Origin of the sequence: Photobacterium sp. GB-210, from assembly GCF_003026075.1 — a bacterium.
Classification (GTDB): domain Bacteria; phylum Pseudomonadota; class Gammaproteobacteria; order Enterobacterales; family Vibrionaceae; genus Photobacterium.
In genome coordinates this window covers 349,115-367,287 of the sequence record NZ_PYNU01000001.1, presented here as the reverse complement: position 1 = coordinate 367,287, position 18,173 = coordinate 349,115, and the positions used below count along the sequence as shown (strand labels likewise).

At 40.4% G+C, this 18,173-nt stretch carries 14 protein-coding genes and 1 other annotated feature; of the genes, 11 read left to right on the top strand and 3 right to left on the bottom strand.

Annotation, left to right across the window (positions count from 1 at the left end; genetic code table 11):
* Positions 1–24 precede the first annotated feature (24 nt).
* The gene (gene adhE, locus C9J38_RS01820; RefSeq protein ID WP_107205612.1) at positions 25–2,706 is read right to left on the bottom strand and encodes a bifunctional acetaldehyde-CoA/alcohol dehydrogenase; all 2,682 of its coding nucleotides are present in this window, start codon (positions 2,704–2,706) and stop codon (positions 25–27) included.
* Positions 2,707–3,401: 695 nt separating this feature from the next.
* Here adhE and C9J38_RS01815 point away from each other — a divergent pair.
* The 4 genes from C9J38_RS01815 to C9J38_RS01800 all read left to right on the top strand — a co-directional run bounded on the left by C9J38_RS01815 (position 3,402) and on the right by C9J38_RS01800 (position 8,457).
* Positions 3,402–4,040 (top strand): YchE family NAAT transporter, encoded by a 639-nt coding sequence (locus C9J38_RS01815; RefSeq protein ID WP_045127240.1) that lies wholly within the window; start codon positions 3,402–3,404, stop codon positions 4,038–4,040.
* A 207-nt stretch (positions 4,041–4,247) separates the two neighbouring features.
* Entirely contained in the window at positions 4,248–5,066 is an 819-nt protein-coding gene (locus C9J38_RS01810; protein WP_005370644.1) for an ion transporter, read from the top strand.
* A 145-nt stretch (positions 5,067–5,211) separates the two neighbouring features.
* Entirely contained in the window at positions 5,212–7,569 is a 2,358-nt protein-coding gene (locus C9J38_RS01805; protein WP_107205611.1) for an AAA family ATPase, read from the top strand.
* Positions 7,570–8,457 (top strand): mechanosensitive ion channel family protein, encoded by an 888-nt coding sequence (locus C9J38_RS01800; protein WP_107205610.1) that lies wholly within the window; start codon positions 7,570–7,572, stop codon positions 8,455–8,457.
* 67 nt (positions 8,458–8,524) lie between these two features.
* Here the strand turns inward: C9J38_RS01800 and cysS are convergent, their stop codons facing one another.
* Complete coding sequence (gene cysS, locus C9J38_RS01795; protein WP_107205609.1) at positions 8,525–9,907, bottom strand: cysteine--tRNA ligase; 1,383 nt, start codon at positions 9,905–9,907, stop codon at positions 8,525–8,527.
* Between the two features lie 202 nt (positions 9,908–10,109).
* On the opposite strand from cysS, the gene C9J38_RS01790 reads away from it, so the two are divergent.
* Together C9J38_RS01790 and lpxH are read left to right on the top strand one after the other, a co-directional pair.
* Positions 10,110–10,604 carry a peptidylprolyl isomerase gene (locus tag C9J38_RS01790; RefSeq protein WP_005370640.1) on the top strand — a complete coding sequence of 165 codons (495 nt, stop codon included), beginning with the start codon at positions 10,110–10,112 and terminating at the stop codon, positions 10,602–10,604.
* A 45-nt stretch (positions 10,605–10,649) separates the two neighbouring features.
* Entirely contained in the window at positions 10,650–11,390 is a 741-nt protein-coding gene (gene lpxH / locus C9J38_RS01785) for a UDP-2,3-diacylglucosamine diphosphatase (RefSeq protein ID WP_107205608.1), read from the top strand.
* Between the two features lie 28 nt (positions 11,391–11,418).
* Here the strand turns inward: lpxH and C9J38_RS01780 are convergent, their stop codons facing one another.
* Positions 11,419–12,321 (bottom strand): sulfite exporter TauE/SafE family protein, encoded by a 903-nt coding sequence (locus C9J38_RS01780; protein ID WP_107205607.1) that lies wholly within the window; start codon positions 12,319–12,321, stop codon positions 11,419–11,421.
* A 322-nt stretch (positions 12,322–12,643) separates the two neighbouring features.
* Between C9J38_RS01780 and C9J38_RS01775 the strand changes: the two genes are divergently transcribed.
* From C9J38_RS01775 to hisC, 5 genes are all read left to right on the top strand, one after another.
* Complete coding sequence (locus C9J38_RS01775; protein ID WP_107205606.1) at positions 12,644–13,870, top strand: EAL and HDOD domain-containing protein; 1,227 nt, start codon at positions 12,644–12,646, stop codon at positions 13,868–13,870.
* Positions 13,871–13,872: 2 nt separating this feature from the next.
* Entirely contained in the window at positions 13,873–14,397 is a 525-nt protein-coding gene (locus C9J38_RS01770; RefSeq protein ID WP_107205605.1) for a YchJ family metal-binding protein, read from the top strand.
* Positions 14,398–14,731: 334 nt separating this feature from the next.
* Positions 14,732–14,867: a sequence feature (His leader region), on the top strand.
* A 41-nt stretch (positions 14,868–14,908) separates the two neighbouring features.
* Positions 14,909–15,805: an ATP phosphoribosyltransferase gene (gene hisG / locus C9J38_RS01765; RefSeq protein ID WP_107205604.1), complete on the top strand. Its 897-nt coding sequence runs from the start codon at positions 14,909–14,911 to the stop codon at positions 15,803–15,805.
* A gap of 3 nt (positions 15,806–15,808) precedes the next feature.
* On the top strand, positions 15,809–17,110 hold the full coding sequence (hisD, locus tag C9J38_RS01760; protein WP_107205603.1) for a histidinol dehydrogenase: 1,302 nt from the start codon (positions 15,809–15,811) through the stop codon (positions 17,108–17,110).
* Positions 17,111–17,119: 9 nt separating this feature from the next.
* On the top strand, positions 17,120–18,166 hold the full coding sequence (hisC, locus tag C9J38_RS01755; RefSeq protein ID WP_107205924.1) for a histidinol-phosphate transaminase: 1,047 nt from the start codon (positions 17,120–17,122) through the stop codon (positions 18,164–18,166).
* The last annotated feature ends 7 nt before the right edge of the window (positions 18,167–18,173 follow it).

The following is an 18,173-nucleotide window of genomic DNA, read 5'->3' as shown; positions in this document are numbered from 1 at the left end:
CTTTTTTTCAATCAACGCTAGGTATTAAGCTTTTGCTTTTTTACCTTTAGTGGTTTTCACTGGCTCTGATTTTTTAATCACTGTTGTGCCTTCAAACGCTTCACCTTCAATGAAAGGCTTACCGTAGTAAGATGCCATTAGTACATCTTTAAGCTCAGAGATTAGAGGATAACGAGGGTTTGCACCAGTACACTGGTCATCAAACGCTTCTACCGCTAACTCATCAACTTTCGCAAGGAAATCAGCTTCTGAAACGCCTGCTTCTTGGATTGACATTGGAATCTGAAGATTCACTTTCAATTCGTCTAACCAAGTTAGTAGACGCTCAATTTTCTGTGCAGTACGGTCACCCGCATGTGATAGACCTAAGTGATCAGCAACTTCAGCATAACGACGACGCGCTTGTGGGCTTGCGTACTGTGAGAATGCTGTTTGCTTTGTTGGATTATCATTCGCGTTGTAACGAACAACGTTAGAAATCAACAATGCATTAGCAAGACCGTGTGGTACGTGGAACTCGGCACCTAGTTTGTGCGCCATTGAGTGACATACACCTAGGAATGCGTTCGCAAATGCGATACCCGCGATAGTTGCCGCATTGTGTACTTTCTCACGTGCGATTGGGTCATTAGCACCATTTGCATAGCTTGATGGTAAGTACTCTTTTAGCATTCTTAGTGCTTGAAGTGCTTGACCATCAGAGTATTCGTTAGCAAGAACTGATACGTAAGCTTCTAGTGCGTGAGTGACGGCATCGTAACCACCAAACGCTGTTAGAGACTTAGGCATGTTCATTACAAGGTTAGCATCAACGATTGCCATGTTAGGCGTTAGTTCGTAGTCAGCTAGTGGGTACTTAGCACCTGTTTTATCGTCAGTTACAACCGCAAATGGTGTTACTTCAGAACCTGTACCAGATGTAGTAGTGATACATACTAGTTCAGCTTTCTTACCCATTTTAGGGAACTTGTAAATACGTTTACGGATGTCCATGAAGCGCATTGCTAGTTCTTCGAAGTGCGTTTCTGGGTGCTCATACATTACCCACATGATCTTCGCAGCATCCATTGGCGAACCACCACCGAGTGCAATAATCACATCAGGTTGGAAGCTCTTCATTGCTTCAGCGCCTTTCTCAACAACAGACAGTGTTGGATCCGCTTCTACATCAAAGAATGTTTGAACTTCGATACCTTGTGCTTTAAGCAAAGATACGATTTCATCTGCGTAACCGTTATTAAATAGGAAACGGTCTGTTACTAAGAACGCACGCTTCTTACCTTCTAAATCGCTAAGTGCAATTGGAAGGCTACCACGACGGAAGTAAATTGATTTAGGTAGTTTATGCCACAACATATTTTCAGCTCGCTTCGCTACTGTCTTCTTGTTGATAAGGTGCTTAGGACCTACGTTCTCAGAGATAGAGTTACCACCCCATGAACCACAACCTAGAGTTAACGAAGGCGCAACGTTAAAGTTGTAAAGATCACCGATACCACCATGAGTTGTTGGGATATTCACAAGAATACGTGCTGTTTTCATTTTGTCGCCGAAGTACTTAATACGGTCAGCGTTAGTGTCTTGATTCGTGTATAAGCCAGATGTATGACCGATACCACCAATCTCTACCATTGTTACTGCTTGATCTACTGCATTTTCAAATGAAGACGCGCGGAACATACCTAATGTAGGAGATAGTTTCTCGTGTGCGAACTCATCGTCGAAAGAAACTTGCTCACCTTCACCAATAAGGATCTTAGTATTAGCAGGAACAGTAACACCCGCCATTTCTGCGATCTTCGTTGCTGGCTGACCTACGATATCTGCATTAAGGTTACCGTTGATAAGCAGAACTTTACGTACTTTCTCTGCCTCATCTTTTGATAAAACGTAGCCATTGTGAGAAGCAAAACGCTCTTTCACTTCATCATAGACTTCGTCCATAACGATTACAGCTTGCTCTGAGGCACAAACAACACCGTTATCAAACGTTTTTGACATAAGTACTGATGCAACAGCACGCTTAATATCAGCTGTTTCATCGATAACAACAGGCACGTTACCCGCACCAACACCGATAGCAGGTTTACCTGAAGAGTAAGCTGCTTTAACCATGCCTGGACCACCAGTCGCAAGGATAAGGTTGATATCATCGTGCTTCATTAGTGCGTTAGATAGTTCAACTGATGGTTGATCAATCCAGCCAATAATATCTTTAGGTGCACCTGCGGCAACAGCGGCATCTAATACTAATTTAGCAGCAGCGTTAGTTGAGTTTTTAGCACGCGGGTGTGGCGAGAAAATAATTGCGTTACGTGTTTTAAGAGAGATTAACGATTTGAAGATAGCTGTAGATGTCGGGTTAGTCGTTGGAACAATACCACAAATAATACCTACAGGCTCAGCAATAGTCATGGTGCCGAACTCATCGTTCTCTTCCAAGATACCGCATGTCTTTTCGTCTTTGTATTTGTTGTAGATAAATTCAGAAGCGAAGTGGTTTTTAATAACCTTGTCTTCGATGATACCCATGCCAGATTCAGCAACAGCTTGCTGAGCGAGAGGAATACGTGCGTTGTTTGCAGCAAGAGAAGCAGCGCGGAAAATTTTATCCACTTGCTCTTGAGAGAAAGTTGCAAATTCTTTTTGTGCCGCTTTAACGCGAGCAACCATTGCATCTAGTTCAGTGATATTTGTAACAGGCATAGTAGACTCCTACCTTAAGATTGAAAACTTTTTAGTAAGGATACGGCTTCATTCTTAATTCTCGAACTAAGAAAATCACACACTTAGTAAATTACTTTCAAAATTGATTATATTTATTCACATTCTAAAAAGATTTGATTTAGATCAGTGTTAGCTCTGATGATTAATTTATACCTAAAAACCATAAAAATGAGTAAAAAACAAACACATACTCTATAGAATCAATCTTTTTACTAATATTTCACATCTTAGCGACAATAACCACTTATTTCACAAGGAGAAATATTACGTAATAAAAATACATTTACTAGCCCTACATTTGTCTACTTGTGACAATTATCACCTTTTCATATACCAATTGGTCAATGTTGAGTCATTACTATTAATAAGCATTTCGTTTCACCATAGTAGTTCATGTTTTCAACAATAAAAGTTTATTTAAAAATAATGGAGAAATCTTTCACTAGAATTTTAAAAGCAGGCTTTTTTTTGTGGTTAGGCTAATAATTTAAGATTAAAATATCATCGAGTGATTAATTAACATTGGTTTTACCTGTCAAAAAATTAGCGTGCATAACCTAATTGTTAAGTTAATAACTACGCCTTATATACGAGGCTTTTTTACTCTGAGATCAACTGTATTGATTAATACTATTCTCATGACTTACACCTAGTGAAATCTAACTGAGAAAATCATGCAAGCCATTGAAATAGGAATATTTTTACACTTTTTTGTCGGGCTTTTTGCAACGGTAAACCCTGTTGGTATTATGCCTGTTTTCGTGTCATTAACTGGTTCAATGACACCTGAAGAGCGTAATAAAACTGCGTTAACAACCAATACAGCTGTTGTTATCATACTGGTAGTGGCTCTTGTTGCTGGCCAACACTTACTGGATCTCTTTAGTATCTCTATTGATTCATTCCGAGTCGCCGGCGGCTTACTGTTGCTGAGTATCGCTTTTTCAATGATGAGCGGTAAGATTGGCGAGGTGAAACAAAATAAAGAAGAGAAATCAGAGTCAGCCATACGTGAACAAGTCGGTGTGGTGCCACTTGCAATGCCTTTAATGGCAGGACCAGGTGCTATCAGTTCAACCATTGTTTATGGTTCCAAGTATCCAACAATGACATCAACGATTGGCATTGCCATTACCATCGTTGTATTTGCTTTTGGCTGTTGGTTACTGTTTCGCTCTGCACCATTAATTGTACGCTTCCTAGGTCAAACAGGAATTAACGTTATTACTCGTATCATGGGTTTGATCCTTGCCGCACTTGGTATCGAATTTATTATTAATGGATTAAAAGTAATGCTACCAGGCCTAGTTTAAGCGTCACAACATAAACACCTCGCTAATAAAAGATAATAATTAAATATAAAGTCTCGATTTTTTCGGGACTTTTTATTATCAATTATCTACGCTCATCATTTACGCACTTACCTAATACTATTTTTGGTATACTAGTCTGCTGATTGATATGCCATACAAAATAATAACCTACTTCTGCGTAAGCTTACGGCTAACTAACACTTAATTATGATTAAACTGACTCTAAGACAACGTCTTTACCAAATTATTTTTGGTACCTCTACACGCGCTGGACAGCTATTCGATATTGGCTTAATAATCGCTATTGTTAGCTCTGAACTGATCCTAATCATTTCATCTGTTGCCAGTATTGAATCAAAATTCTCTACAGCGCTGTTAGGTGCTGAGTGGCTATTCACGATCTTATTTACCATAGAGTATATTCTGCGCTTGTATTGTTCGCCGCGCCCTCTCGCTTACGCGCGAAGTTTTTATGGCATCATTGATTTAATTGCCATTGTGCCTGCTTACATTTCTTTCTTTGTGCCAGGTTCAAACTATTTACTGATCGTACGTTTAATCCGTGTTTTACGTATTTTCCGTGTTCTAAAACTGGCTAGATTCTTACAAGACTCCAATATTCTTTTACGATCACTTCGCCATGCCCAACGTAAAATTTTTGTTTTCTTTAGTTCTGTATTAATTCTAGTTACCGTATTTGGCTCATTAATGTTCTTGATTGAAGGCCCTGAAAATGGCTTTACCAGTATCCCTAAAAGTATTTACTGGGCAGTCGTGACTATTACAACTGTTGGTTATGGCGATATTGTGCCGCAAACCGTAATGGGTAAGGCGTTAGCTTCATTGACCATGTTACTCGGTTACTCAATTCTTGCCGTTCCGACTGGTATTTTGACCGCAGAACTCAATCAAGAAATGAAAACACACCGAAACCTAAGACGATGCCCTAATTGTGCAACCAGTGGTCATGAAGTGGATGCTGATTACTGCAAAAAGTGTGGAACACAACTCCCTGAAAATATCTAATTATCATTAAAGAAAACCATTAATTTTAATGATTAACCACTTGATCTTTAAGACGTGATCTAATTCTTACTTTTACAAGATAACAATTATTCTCGTCTTATTTGGTCTACCTTTGTCTTCATCATTCAGGAAATATGAAAAATTAATGCGATTAACGATATACTCATTACTCTGTAGTTTCATTCTGATATTCAGTACTTCAGCATCTGCTACGCTAACCCTTTTTGAATCAGAGCAGCCTGAATTAACCCAAGCAGCAACGAGCATAAATACTGCCATTAATCAGCTACCTGATCAGCATTTGTTCACTCATAACGATGTTAAAGAAGTTAATTCCTTACTGTCTAAGACCCTCTCACAACAAAAGAAGCATCAAAAGTTACTGGCAACCACACTGAATAAATACCATAAAAGTGATGATAAAGAACAAGCGTGGGAAAAACTGTCGTCGGTTTACAATTCACTACTGAGTATTAGCCAAGATAAAGAGCGCCTTCTCAATTTAAGTTCATCAGCTATCCAAGATAAGGTGACAGGATTTGGACCTTTTGGCGTTCAACAATTTAAGTTAGAGCTATCAATCACAGCACTTAACTTACAGTACATGGTCTTATATCAATTACGAAGTTTCCATGATTTGCTAAAAGATATGCTGATTTCGCCAGTCCCCATTCTTGTGGTTGCCTTAAAAGTTTTCGCTATTTTATTTTTACTTTCTTGGTGGCAGCGTAATAGCGCACGTTTGATCGAACATTTTAGAGAAACACAACTCGAACATAACCCGCATCCCAATCTTTTGTTTCGTGCGATTTGGTATATTAGTCGAGCGCACCGTCCAATTGGTTGGTTAATTGCAATCACGCTTTCACTCCGTATTGTTTCTCAATTACCAAGCTTGCACCACTTGATCTACTTGGAAATCTTCACATGGTGGATCCTTGGTGGCTCAATTGCAGTGCGATTTATACTTGAGTTTGCGCGTCGTAATAGCATCAATAATAGCGATGCTGAAGTTGTCGCATTACGTCTTTCAACTATTCGCCAATACGTATGGGGATTTATTGCCGCAGGCGTAATTCTACAAATTTCAGCGCGCACACTGGGGCAAGGCACCATCTATGCGTGGATTTGGTCAATTATCTTCTTTGGTTTTATCTTATTAACCTTAATTACGCTTCGTCGTTGGCGACATATCGTCTTTAAGCGTTTAGAAGGCGCGACACATCTGCCCCTTTCTATAAAATGGGCGCTCAATCATAAAGATAAATTATTACTTTCAATTCCAGCAACAGCACTAGGTGCAGCATGGCTTACCTTACGTCGCTTTCAACATACACTGGTTGCTAACTTATCAAAGTACATTTTCTTTCGTCATGCACTCGCCTATCTATTCCGTATTGAAGTTGCTAAACAAACAGAAACCTCTCGCGAACAACTCAATATGGTTCGTATCAAAGGTGCCGCTACTTATGAATATGTAAAGCCAGGTAGTGAGGATAGCCCAATCATTGAAGACTATGCGTTAGAAGAAATTAAACAGCTTTCAGGCTACTTATTAACTGATAAACCCGCAGTTTGTGTTGTTTCTGGTGAGCGTGGCATTGGGACAACGACACTTCTTCGACGCTTGTTACACAAAGTTAAAAATGCAACACCGATATACATTAACTGTCCTTATGATGGCTACGCAGAATTGCTACAACAGTTCTCTACCGCTCTTGGGCTTGCTAGTGACAGCTCTGAAGATGATATTCTTGAATACTTACGCAATAGTGAAACAACCTATTTAATTGCCATCGATAACGCTCAACGATTGGTGACACCTAAAGTCGGTGGACTAAAAGATCTAATGAGTATCACTAATTTATTGCGTAAAACACGGAAAAGTCATCGTGCGATTATTGCGGTTGAAAAATCATGTTGGCGTTTTGTTGATCGTGCTCGTGGTGAGCGTTTACTGTTTGATTTAGTCACCTTTATGCCACGTTGGAGCGAACAACAGATTGGCGACTTATTAAAAACTCGTACCTCTTCCGAAGGAGAATTTGCCATCAGCTTTGAAGGCCTAGTGCTGCCTCGCCAGTGGGATGAAGATGACATAACAGAAGAAGAAAGAGCTCAACGAGGCTTTTATCGTATTTTGTGGGATTACTCTGATGGTAACCCTACGGTTGCTGTACGTTTCTTCCGTTTCTCTCTGCAGCGAGATAAAGACACAGATAAAGTACTGGTACGTTTATTTAAAGCACCACAATCTGAAGATTTAGAACAAATGCCAAAGCCGATGTTAGCAGTGCTACGCTCTATTGTGCAGTTAGAGGTCGCATCTCCGCAAGAGCTCTCTGAATGTACTCAGCTCAGCCTTGATGAAGTTATTGGTACGTTACGTTACTTCCAAAGTCGTGGTTTTATTGAATGGTCAGATGATAAAGCGAAAATCTCCGATCACTGGTTCCGCCATATAACTAATGTTCTCCACCGTCAGCACTTATTGGTGAAATAAATGAAGCGTTTATTCTGTCTCTTTAGCCTAATACTTCTTAGTTTTTCACCAGCCGTTTTTGCTGATGACATGCCAAACATTGAGGACTTCCAGCAATTTGCTAACCTTATTCGTTGGAGTGGCGTGCTCTTTTCTGCATTAACGGTTTGTGCCGCTTGGATATTACTGCGATTCATTCAATCGATTGTTGATGGTATCAGTAGCCAATTTGCTCAACGTCGAATGTTGCTGCAAAAGCTGCAATCTTTCTTCCAATTCTTCATTTATATGTCGACGGGTATTGCCGTCTTTATGATGAGTTTCCGTGTTGATGATCGTATCTTAGCTTTGATTGGCGGTACTATTGCAGTATCTGTTGGTTTTGCCCTTAAAGACTTGGCAGCCTCGTTCATTGCAGGCTTAACCGTGATGATTGATAGACCTTTCCAAGTTGGCGATCGTGTAACATTTGAAGGCAATTATGGTGACATTATTACTATCGGTTTGCGCTCTGTACGTATGCGCACCTTAAATGACGATATTATCACCATACCAAACAACAAATTCTTAAGTGAAGTCACCGTCAGTGGTAACTATGGTGCGCTGGATATGCAAGTGGTGATCCCCTTCTATATTAGTATGGATCAAGATATCCGCTTAGCCCGAGATTTAATCCAAGAAGCTGCGTCATCAAGCCGTTATATTCACCTACCAAAACCTGTAACGGTTTTAGTAAAGCAAACGATCACCGATAACTACCTAGCTATCATGTTGACTTGTAAAGCTTATGTGGTTGATACCAAATATGAAAAGTTATTTGAAACTGATATTACACTACGTGTAATGGAAGAATTTGCACGTAACGGCATTAGGCCACCAGCGATCGCACTCAAAAGTACCGATGCTTAATTCATCTTTTTATTACTGATATAAAAAAACCGAGCACTTAGCTCGGTTTTTTCTTATGGGGATGTAATTACTTACGACGCCATGTTGTGCCTTGTGCACCATCTTCTAAGATAATGCCCATCGCTAATAACTTATCACGAGCGTCATCTGCTGCAGCCCAATCTTTTGCTGCACGTGCATCGAGACGTTGTTGAATAAATGCTTCAATTTCAGCCACATTATCATCTTCACCAGCACCACCTTGTAGGAAAGCTTCAGGCTCTTGAGATAGAAGACCAAGTACATCAGCAAGCTCACGCATACGTGCACCTAATGCAGAAGCTGTAGCAACATCATCTGTTTTCAAACGGTTAATTTCACGCGCCATATCAAACAATACTGAATAAGCTTCAGGTGTATTAAAGTCATCGTCCATCGCTTCTTTAAAACGAGTAACGAACTCTTCACCGCCAGCCGCTTCAACAGATGTGTCTAAACCACGAAGCGATGTGTATAGACGCTCAAGTGCAGAACGCGCTTGTTTCAAGTTCTCTTCGCTGTAGTTTAGCTGGCTACGGTAGTGACCAGACATTAGGAAGTAACGTACCGTTTCAGGATCGTAGTGGTTTAATACATCACGAATCGTGAAGAAGTTACCTAATGACTTAGACATCTTCTCGCGGTCAACCATTACCATGCCACTGTGCATCCAAGTGTTTACATACTGGGTGTCGTGCGCACAGCAAGATTGTGCGATTTCGTTTTCATGGTGTGGGAACTGAAGATCTGAACCACCACCGTGAATATCAAAGTGATCGCCTAAGATTGCAGAGTTCATTGCTGAACATTCAATGTGCCAACCTGGACGACCTGGGCCCCATGGCGATTCCCACGTAGGTTCACCTGGTTTAGACATTTTCCATAAAACGAAATCTAGCGGGCTACGTTTTGCCATATCGATATCAACACGCGCACCTGCTTGAAGTTGGTCAAGATCTTGCTTAGATAAACGACCGTAATCTTCATACTTGCTCACTTCAAACATGACATCGCCATTAGAAGCAACATAAGCAAAACCACGTTCAATTAATCGCTCACAAAGCGCGATAATTTCTGCGATAAACTGTGTCGCACGTGGTTCAACGTCTGGACGTTTCATACCTAACGCATCAAAATCCGCATGCATTTCACCGATCAAACGCTCAGTTAATGAATCACAACTTTCGCCATTTTCAGCGGCACGCTTAATGATTTTATCGTCGATATCAGTGATATTACGAACAAATGTTAAATCATAACCAGAATAGCGCAGGTAACGAGAAACCACGTCAAAAGATACAAACGTACGACCGTGTCCGATGTGACACAAATCGTAGATCGTTACTCCACAGACGTACATGCCTACTTTACCAGGCTGGATTGGGGTGAATGCCTCTTTCTGTCGTGTGAGCGAGTTATAGATCTTTAACATGTCTCTTCATTACTCATAGTAGTAGGATTACAAATTCGAAGGGTAATTACACCTTTTATGCCTTTTGTTGGCAAGGAAAATCCTTTAATGAATGCTATTTTAACCATTAGCCACCGATTAATCGGGTAATGTTTGTCTGAGCAGGCTATGGTAAGTTAATATTCAAGACTTAAAGAAAAATACTCCATTAAAGGAAAAGATCATGATTACCCTTCACACAAATTTTGGTGACATCAAAATTAACCTATTCGAAGACAAAGCACCTCAAACGTGTGCAAACTTCCTTCAATACTGCCGTGATGGTTTCTACAACGGTACTATTTTCCACCGTGTTATTGATGGTTTCATGGTTCAAGGTGGCGGCATGCTTCCTGGTATGGAAGAGAAAGAAACTCGCGCTCCAATTCAAAACGAAGCAAACAATGGCCTAAGCAACAAGACAGGCACACTTGCAATGGCGCGTACTAACGCTCCTCACTCTGCTAGCTCTCAGTTCTTCATTAACGTAAAAGACAACAACTTCCTTGATTTTACTGGTGAAAACATGAGCGGTTGGGGCTACTGTGTATTTGCTGCAGTGGTTGAAGGTATGGATGTAGTTAACAAGATTAAGGCTGTGAAAACAGGCCGTCACGGTTACCACTCTGATGTACCCGTTGAAGATGTTGTTATCGAAAGCGTAACTATCGAAGAATAAGTCTTCATTGATATTAAGGGTGGCATTAGCCGCCCTTTTTCTATTATGACAACACTATTTATTTCAGATCTGCACTTAAGTGCTGAGCGTCCCGATATGACAGCATGTTTTTTGCGATTTATGGCAGAAGACACAAAAGATATTGACGCCTTATACGTGCTCGGGGATTTGTTTGAAATGTGGATTGGTGATGATGAAGACTCGCCTTTTTTACAACAAATCAAACAGGCCTTTAAAGCCCTCACTGACTCGGGGATTCCTTGCTATTTTATCCATGGTAATCGCGACTTTTTAATTGGTAAACGTTTTAGCCAACAAACGGGGGTTCAGTTACTTCCTGAACATTGCATTGTTGAGCTGTACGGAAAACCAACCTTAATCCTCCATGGTGACACTTTATGCATAGAAGACGAAGCGTATCAACGTTACCGTAAAAAAGTGCATAACAAGTTTATTCAATGGTTATTCTTCCGCATTCCTCTTTCTCGTCGTATTAAAATTGGTGAGAAGTTTAGAAGTAATAGTAGTAAAAATAATCAGATGAAGAGCCAATCCATCATGGACGTCACACAAAGTGAAGTGGTGCGATTGATGCAAGCTTTCCATGTTGATCAAATGATCCATGGTCACACCCATCGACCAAATATTCATTCACTCACTGTTGATAATAAGCCAGCCTCACGCATTGTCCTCGGTGATTGGTATGAACATGGCTCGATATTAGTCGTTACACCTGATGGTTATCAGCTAGAAACCCGTAATTTTGATACTAATCAGCAGCAATAAAAAAGGTACGCACTGCGTACCTTTCTTTTTATGCGATCTTTTCTTCAACATTGACTTGCTTGAGCTGTTTTCGATCAGCTGCCCAAGAACGATACATCGTCAAAGAGGTATAGAAGACAACCCCACAAACAAGCCAAGCCAATACCTTCATATCTAGCGATTTCACTAAATAGGCTGCAATCACCACACCGATAGGCCCTGTTATTGCAACCGCCACTGACGCTCGACTATTAATTTTGTCTCGACGTAAGAAACCACCTGCAGAAAAGAAGCCTAAAAATCCACATGAGCACATCATCACAGGGAACGCAGCAAGCGGATTCATACCTAGCATGTAGATCATCGTCATACATGGTGCGTATAAACCAATACCTACCGTCATTAATGCGCCAAATAAGAAGTTACCAGCAATACCGACTGCCAACTTCCATCCTGTTAAGCCTAAACTGGTTCCGCCAAGAGGGAATAGCTTTAACTGACCCGCAAGCATTAAGCCCGCCACCACCAACAAAGCACCACTCATCACAATACGTATAAGTTGGCGATCCCAATTAGAAACTAAACGCGCACCGACGGTTGCCCCTAAACACGCTGAAACAACAAGACTTAATAAGGTAACTGCATCCACATTCACCGCAGTAAGAAAAATAAGTGCTTGTACGACCGTGGCTAACACCGCTTGGCAATTCAATGTTCCGGGAAGAACTTGATCATCAATAAGCTTAAATTGTTTATAACCTGCTGTCATAATAGCGAAACTTCCAACACCAAGAGTGTCACAGAAGTTTGCAAAACCACCAATCAAGGCGATGGGAATAATACGTGTATTTGCTTCCTGCTTTCGGTTTCTTCGCCAAGCTCTAATAAGCATCACAATAAAAACACTACCACCAACAAGCAATCCCGCTTGTATCAAGGCAAATATAGACATAACTAGTACAAATACGATTTGATAGAAAATTTAAAAGGTAGATCAAACAATTCACGACAATAGTGAATGTTTAAACACTAATATTATGAACTCAAAACAGATCTTACACCATTTTCATTATTTATAATGGTTTTATGTGCTAATATATTTATAAGGTGTGATTATTTTAACCATCTGTAAACGTGATGTACTTGTCGCTTCAATATTTTATTTGAATAGTGTTAAAAACATCACTTTGTGAAATATATAAATTTGATATGATCTAACTAATAACAACAATACTAAAACGATTTTATTTTTTTGGACTTTTCTGTAGATTTCAATGTTCTCATATATTGCTCGACAACCCATTTTAAACAGAAATAAGCAAACTATTGGCTACGAACTTTTATTTAGGGATGGCCCAGATAACTGCTTTCCAAATATTGGTGATGAGCAAGCTACAAACCGTCTGCTTAACGATAACTTTTTCAGTTCTGCTGGAGAAGCGCAATTAACATCAGGCAAACGCGCATTTGTTAATTTCCCTTATAGTTCAATAATATCAGGTACACCTCTTCTTTTCCCAAAACAAAGTTTCATCATCGAAATTCTTGAAAACTGTGAACCAACTGACGAGCTTTTTGAAGCTATAAAGAAACTTCATCAAAAAGGCTACACACTCGCACTTGATGATTTTATCCCTAATAAACAATGGACTCGCTTTTTTCCCTATATCCATATTATTAAATTCGATATTCGTCTTATCAGTATTGAAAAAGCCGCACGATTTATTCAATTCTATAAAGAAAAAACAAAACTACGTTTCTTAGCCGAAAAAGTAGAAACCCAAGAAGAATACCAACAAGCTTATGATGCGGGCTTTGATCTTTTCCAAGGCTTCTTTTTCAGCAAGCCAGAAATGATCCAACGAAAGTCATTAAAACCCTCATCTTTAACAACATTACGTTTGTTTAAAGAAATTTGTGTTACTGATGTTGATTTTGACAAAATTGAAGAAATTATTGCTACTGATTTAACCTTATCGTACAAATTACTTCGTCACGTCAATGCGCTAACATCAACGCGCTCAAAGCCAGTGACCTCTTTTAAACAAGCGTTAATTTTTCTTGGTGAAGATCAACTACGACGTTTTGTCACATTTGTCGCAACCTCGCATGCGGTTGAAAATAAACCTCAATCTCTTTATAACTTATCACTCCAACGTGCACATTTTTGTGAGCAGTTATATCGGACCCGAGTACCCAAAGATAATGGTAACCAAGCCTTTCTTACTGGGTTATTTTCCTTATTAGACTCTTTGCTTGATCAACCATTAGAAGAGTTGATAGAACTCCTCCCTTTAAGCGAGCAAGTTAAGTTAGCGTTAACTAAACGTGCCGGTCCTTTAGGCGCAATACTAAACTTAACAGATGCTTACGATCAGGCAAATTGGCCACTAGTTAAAAAATACAGCGCGGCATTGAAAATCAATGAATCAAGCATTGCAGACTACTATTTAGAATCAGTAAAATGGTCTACTGAATATGAGCAATCCTCGGCTAAATAAACATGTCTAAACACACATCAATGTGTCCTTGTGGAAGTAATAAGCCCCTTATTGAGTGCTGTAAACCTATCCATCTTGATCATTCAAAAGCAAAACACCCAGAACAACTGATGCGTGCACGTTACAGTGCTCATGTGCTTGGGTTAGTTGATTTTGTCGTTCAAACTTATCACTCTAGTTGTGAAGCAGAACAGCACCGCAATGCCATTGCAGAATCAGTACACTTAACATGGTTAGGGTTAGATGTTCTAAACAGTGAAATCGCTGAAAGTGGCGAAGGTTTTGTTGAATTTAAAGCCATGTACAAAGAAGCAGGCAATGAATATATCCTGCAAGAACGTTCACGTTTTTTACAGCAAGAAAAAGATAACAAGTTATGTTGGTTTTACATTGATGGTGAATACCCAGAACCACCACCAGTAGAGCAAACAGCTCCACCAGCTCCCGTTAAAAGTGAGAAAACTGTCGGTCGTAACGACCCTTGCTTATGCGGAAGCGGTAAGAAATATAAAAAATGTTGTGGTTAATACAGCGTTAACATTCCTCTCACTGAAACCGATCTTAGCGTCGGTTTTCTTATTTAAGTATGCTATTCACACAAAACTATGTACTGAACCAATAACTTACCTTGCTCTTACTTCTTTCGACATAATTAATTTAACCACCTAAAACTCAATAAGTTAGGAAACTTATTCTTACAATTGCGACAACGCCGAAACTATTTTCGAAAAGAAAAATAAATAAGATAAAAGGTTAAAAATAATGTTGCATTATCTAACACTCTTAGTTAGTGTGGGTAACAAGAAAGTAACACTATTATTTATTAACGAGATTTATTATGCGTATCCAAATGACTAACAATCATATTCATCACCATCCTGACTAGTCTTTCGGGAGGATACGCCTCACCCTGGAAGACAACATACTCTTCCAGTGGTCACAAGGAATAATCAAATTCAGACCCTCGGAAGATACAAGCTTCCGAGGGTTTTTTAATACCAGATTTTGAATTAAGTGAATTAGGACAGGGAAATGACTATGCAAACACAACGATTACGCATTGCGATTCAGAAAAAAGGCCGTCTAAGTAAAGAGTGTCAAACACTGCTTAAACGCTGTGGTGTGAAATTTAACATGGTAGGCGAACGTCTTGTTGTTCACGCTGAAAACATGCCTATAGACTTGCTACTTGTTCGTGATGACGACATTCCTGGTCTTATCATGGATGGTGTAGTTGATTTAGGTGTGATTGGTGAAAATGAACTTGAAGAAGTTGGCCTTGAACGTGCTGCTCGCGGTGAACCATCAGATTATATAAAACTACGCCGCCTAGATTTTGGTGGTTGCCGCCTTTCTATCGCAATTGATAAAGATGCTAAGTACAACGGTCCTCAAGATTTAAACGGCAAACGTATTGCAACGACTTATCCGCAATTAGTTAAACGCTATATGGATGAACTGGGCGTTAAATTTAGCACTTGTATGCTAAACGGCTCTGTTGAAGTTGCTCCACGAGCTGGGCTTGCTGACGCCATCTGTGATTTAGTTTCGACTGGTGCGACACTTGAAGCGAATGGTCTTAAAGAAGCAGAAGTGATCCTGCGTTCAAAAGCGGTACTGATCCAATCAACGCAGACACTCGATGCAGAAAAACAAGCATTAATTGAACGCTTACTGACCCGTATGCAAGGTGTGATCCAAGCAAAAGAATCAAAATACATCATGCTACATGCGCCAACTGATCGTCTAGAGCAAATTAAACTCCTACTACCTGGCGCTGAAGATCCAACGGTACTTCCTCTTGCTGAAGACAAATCTCGTGTTGCTATCCATTTAGTGAGTTCTGAAAACCTATTCTGGGAAACAATGGAACAACTAAAAGAATTAGGCGCAAGCTCTATTCTAGTATTGCCAATCGAGAAAATGATGGAGTAATCGATGAAGACAGTTGTATGGCAATCCTTAAGTGAAAGTCAGCGAGAAAATCTTCTTGCTCGACCAGCCGTAAATAATGGCGCTAATATTAGCGCTATTGTTTCTGGCATTATTAGCGATGTCCGTGAACGTGGTGATGAAGCTTTACTTGAACTGACAGAAAAATTTGATGGTATTCGTCCAGCATCCATCAAAGTCAGTGACACAGAAATCGACGATGCATGTGCTCGATTAAGTACAGAGATGAAAGAAGCGCTACAGCAAGCTTTTAACAATATCAGTACCTTCCATAAAGCACAGAAGCAACCGACACTCCGTGTAGAAACACAGCCAGGTATCATCTGTGAGCAAATGACACGCCCTGTTAATTCAGTCGGTTTGTATATTCCAGGAGGCAGTGCACCACTACCATCAACCGTATTAATGCTCGGCGTGCCCGCTAAAATAGCAGGTTGCCAAAAAGTGGTGCTGTGCTCTCCACCGCCTATTGCAGATGAAATCTTATACGTTGCCAAATTATGTGGCATCGATGATGTTTACAACGTCGGTGGTTCACAAGCCGTTGCGGCAATGGCCTACGGCAGCGAAACCGTCACTAAAGTCGATAAGATTTTTGGCCCAGGCAATGCCTTTGTAACAGAAGCTAAACGCCAAGTAAGTAATGATTTTCGCGGTGCTGCTATTGATATGCCAGCAGGCCCTTCTGAAGTATTAGTGATTGCTGATAGCAGCGCAGATCCTGACTTTATCGCTGCTGACTTACTTAGCCAAGCTGAGCATGGCCCTGATTCTCAAGTCATTTTGGTTACGCCTGATCCAGTGATTGCTGATAAAACAGCAGATGCTATTCAACGTCAACTAGCTCAATTATCACGTGCAGATATTGCGAAAGAAGCATTAGGATCAAGCCTATTAATTGTCGCTGAAACATTACCGCAGTGTATTGCAATTTCTAACAACTATGGGCCTGAGCACTTAATTGTTCAAACCCGTACACCACGTGATTTAGTGCCATTACTTGACAATGCTGGCTCTATTTTCTTAGGTAACTGGTCACCTGAATCTGTTGGTGATTATGCATCTGGTACTAACCACGTACTACCAACCTATGGTTATACACGGACTTATTCAAGTTTAGGCTTGGCTGACTTTTCTAAGCGTATGACAGTACAAGAGCTGTCTGCGGATGGCCTACTGGGGTTAGCAAAAACAGTAACCACGATTGCCGATGCTGAAGGTCTTGATGCCCACAAACGTGCAGTAACAATCCGCGTTGAAAAATTAACGGCTAAGCGTGAGGGATAAATCATGACGATGGCAAGACTAGCACGTAAAACAGTACGTGAATTAACCCCTTACCAATCAGCCCGTCGATTAGGCGGCAACGGAGACATTTGGTTAAATGCCAATGAATCGCCGTTTGACAACGAGTACAGCATTAGTCTTGCTCGATTAAACCGTTACAGCGAATGTCAGCCACCAGCATTAATCAATGCCTACGCAGACTATGCCAATGTAAAACCTGATCAGGTGCTAACCTCACGTGGTGCCGATGAAGGCATTGAACTTCTGATCCGCGCTTTTTGTGAGCCAAACCAAGACAGTATTTTATATTGTCCTCCGACATATGGCATGTACGCAATCAGCGCTGAAACTTACGATGTAAATGCGAAAGTTGTTCCGCTTACAAGCAAGTGGCAATTGGATTTAGAGGCCATTTCACAAAATCTTGATGGCGTGAAAATTGTTTTCGTCTGTAGCCCGAATAACCCAACAGGTAACTTGTTAGCACGTAAAGACATTGAAGCCCTGTTAGATATGACAGCAAACTCAGCCCTAGTGGTAGTTGATGAAGCCTATATCGATTTCTGCTTAGAAGAAAGCGCCAGCGACTTACTGTCAAGCTACCCTAATTTAGTCATTCTTCGTACGCTATCAAAAGCGTTTGCACTAGCGGGTTTACGCTGTGGCTTTACGATTGCTAACAGCGATATTATCGATGTTTTGCTTAAAGTGATTGCCCCCTACCCAGTACCTGTACCTGTCACTGAAATTGCAGTACAAGCCCTATCGGAAGCAGGTAGAGCACGAACAAAATTCCAAGTGCTTGATATCAGTGCTAACCGCGCTTACTTACAAGCGGGTTTAAGCATGTTAGATAGCGTAACCGTATTTGATGGCTACGGTAATTACCTACTGGTTAAATTCCCTAATGCAGATCAACTCTTTAGAGCATTATGGGATAACGGCATTATTTTACGCCGCTCTCCGATTGAAAACTGTATTCGAATCAGTGTAGGTAGCCGTGATGAGTGTGAAAAAACTCTCGCCTTTATTCGTAGCCAATTAGAACAACAATAAGGACGTT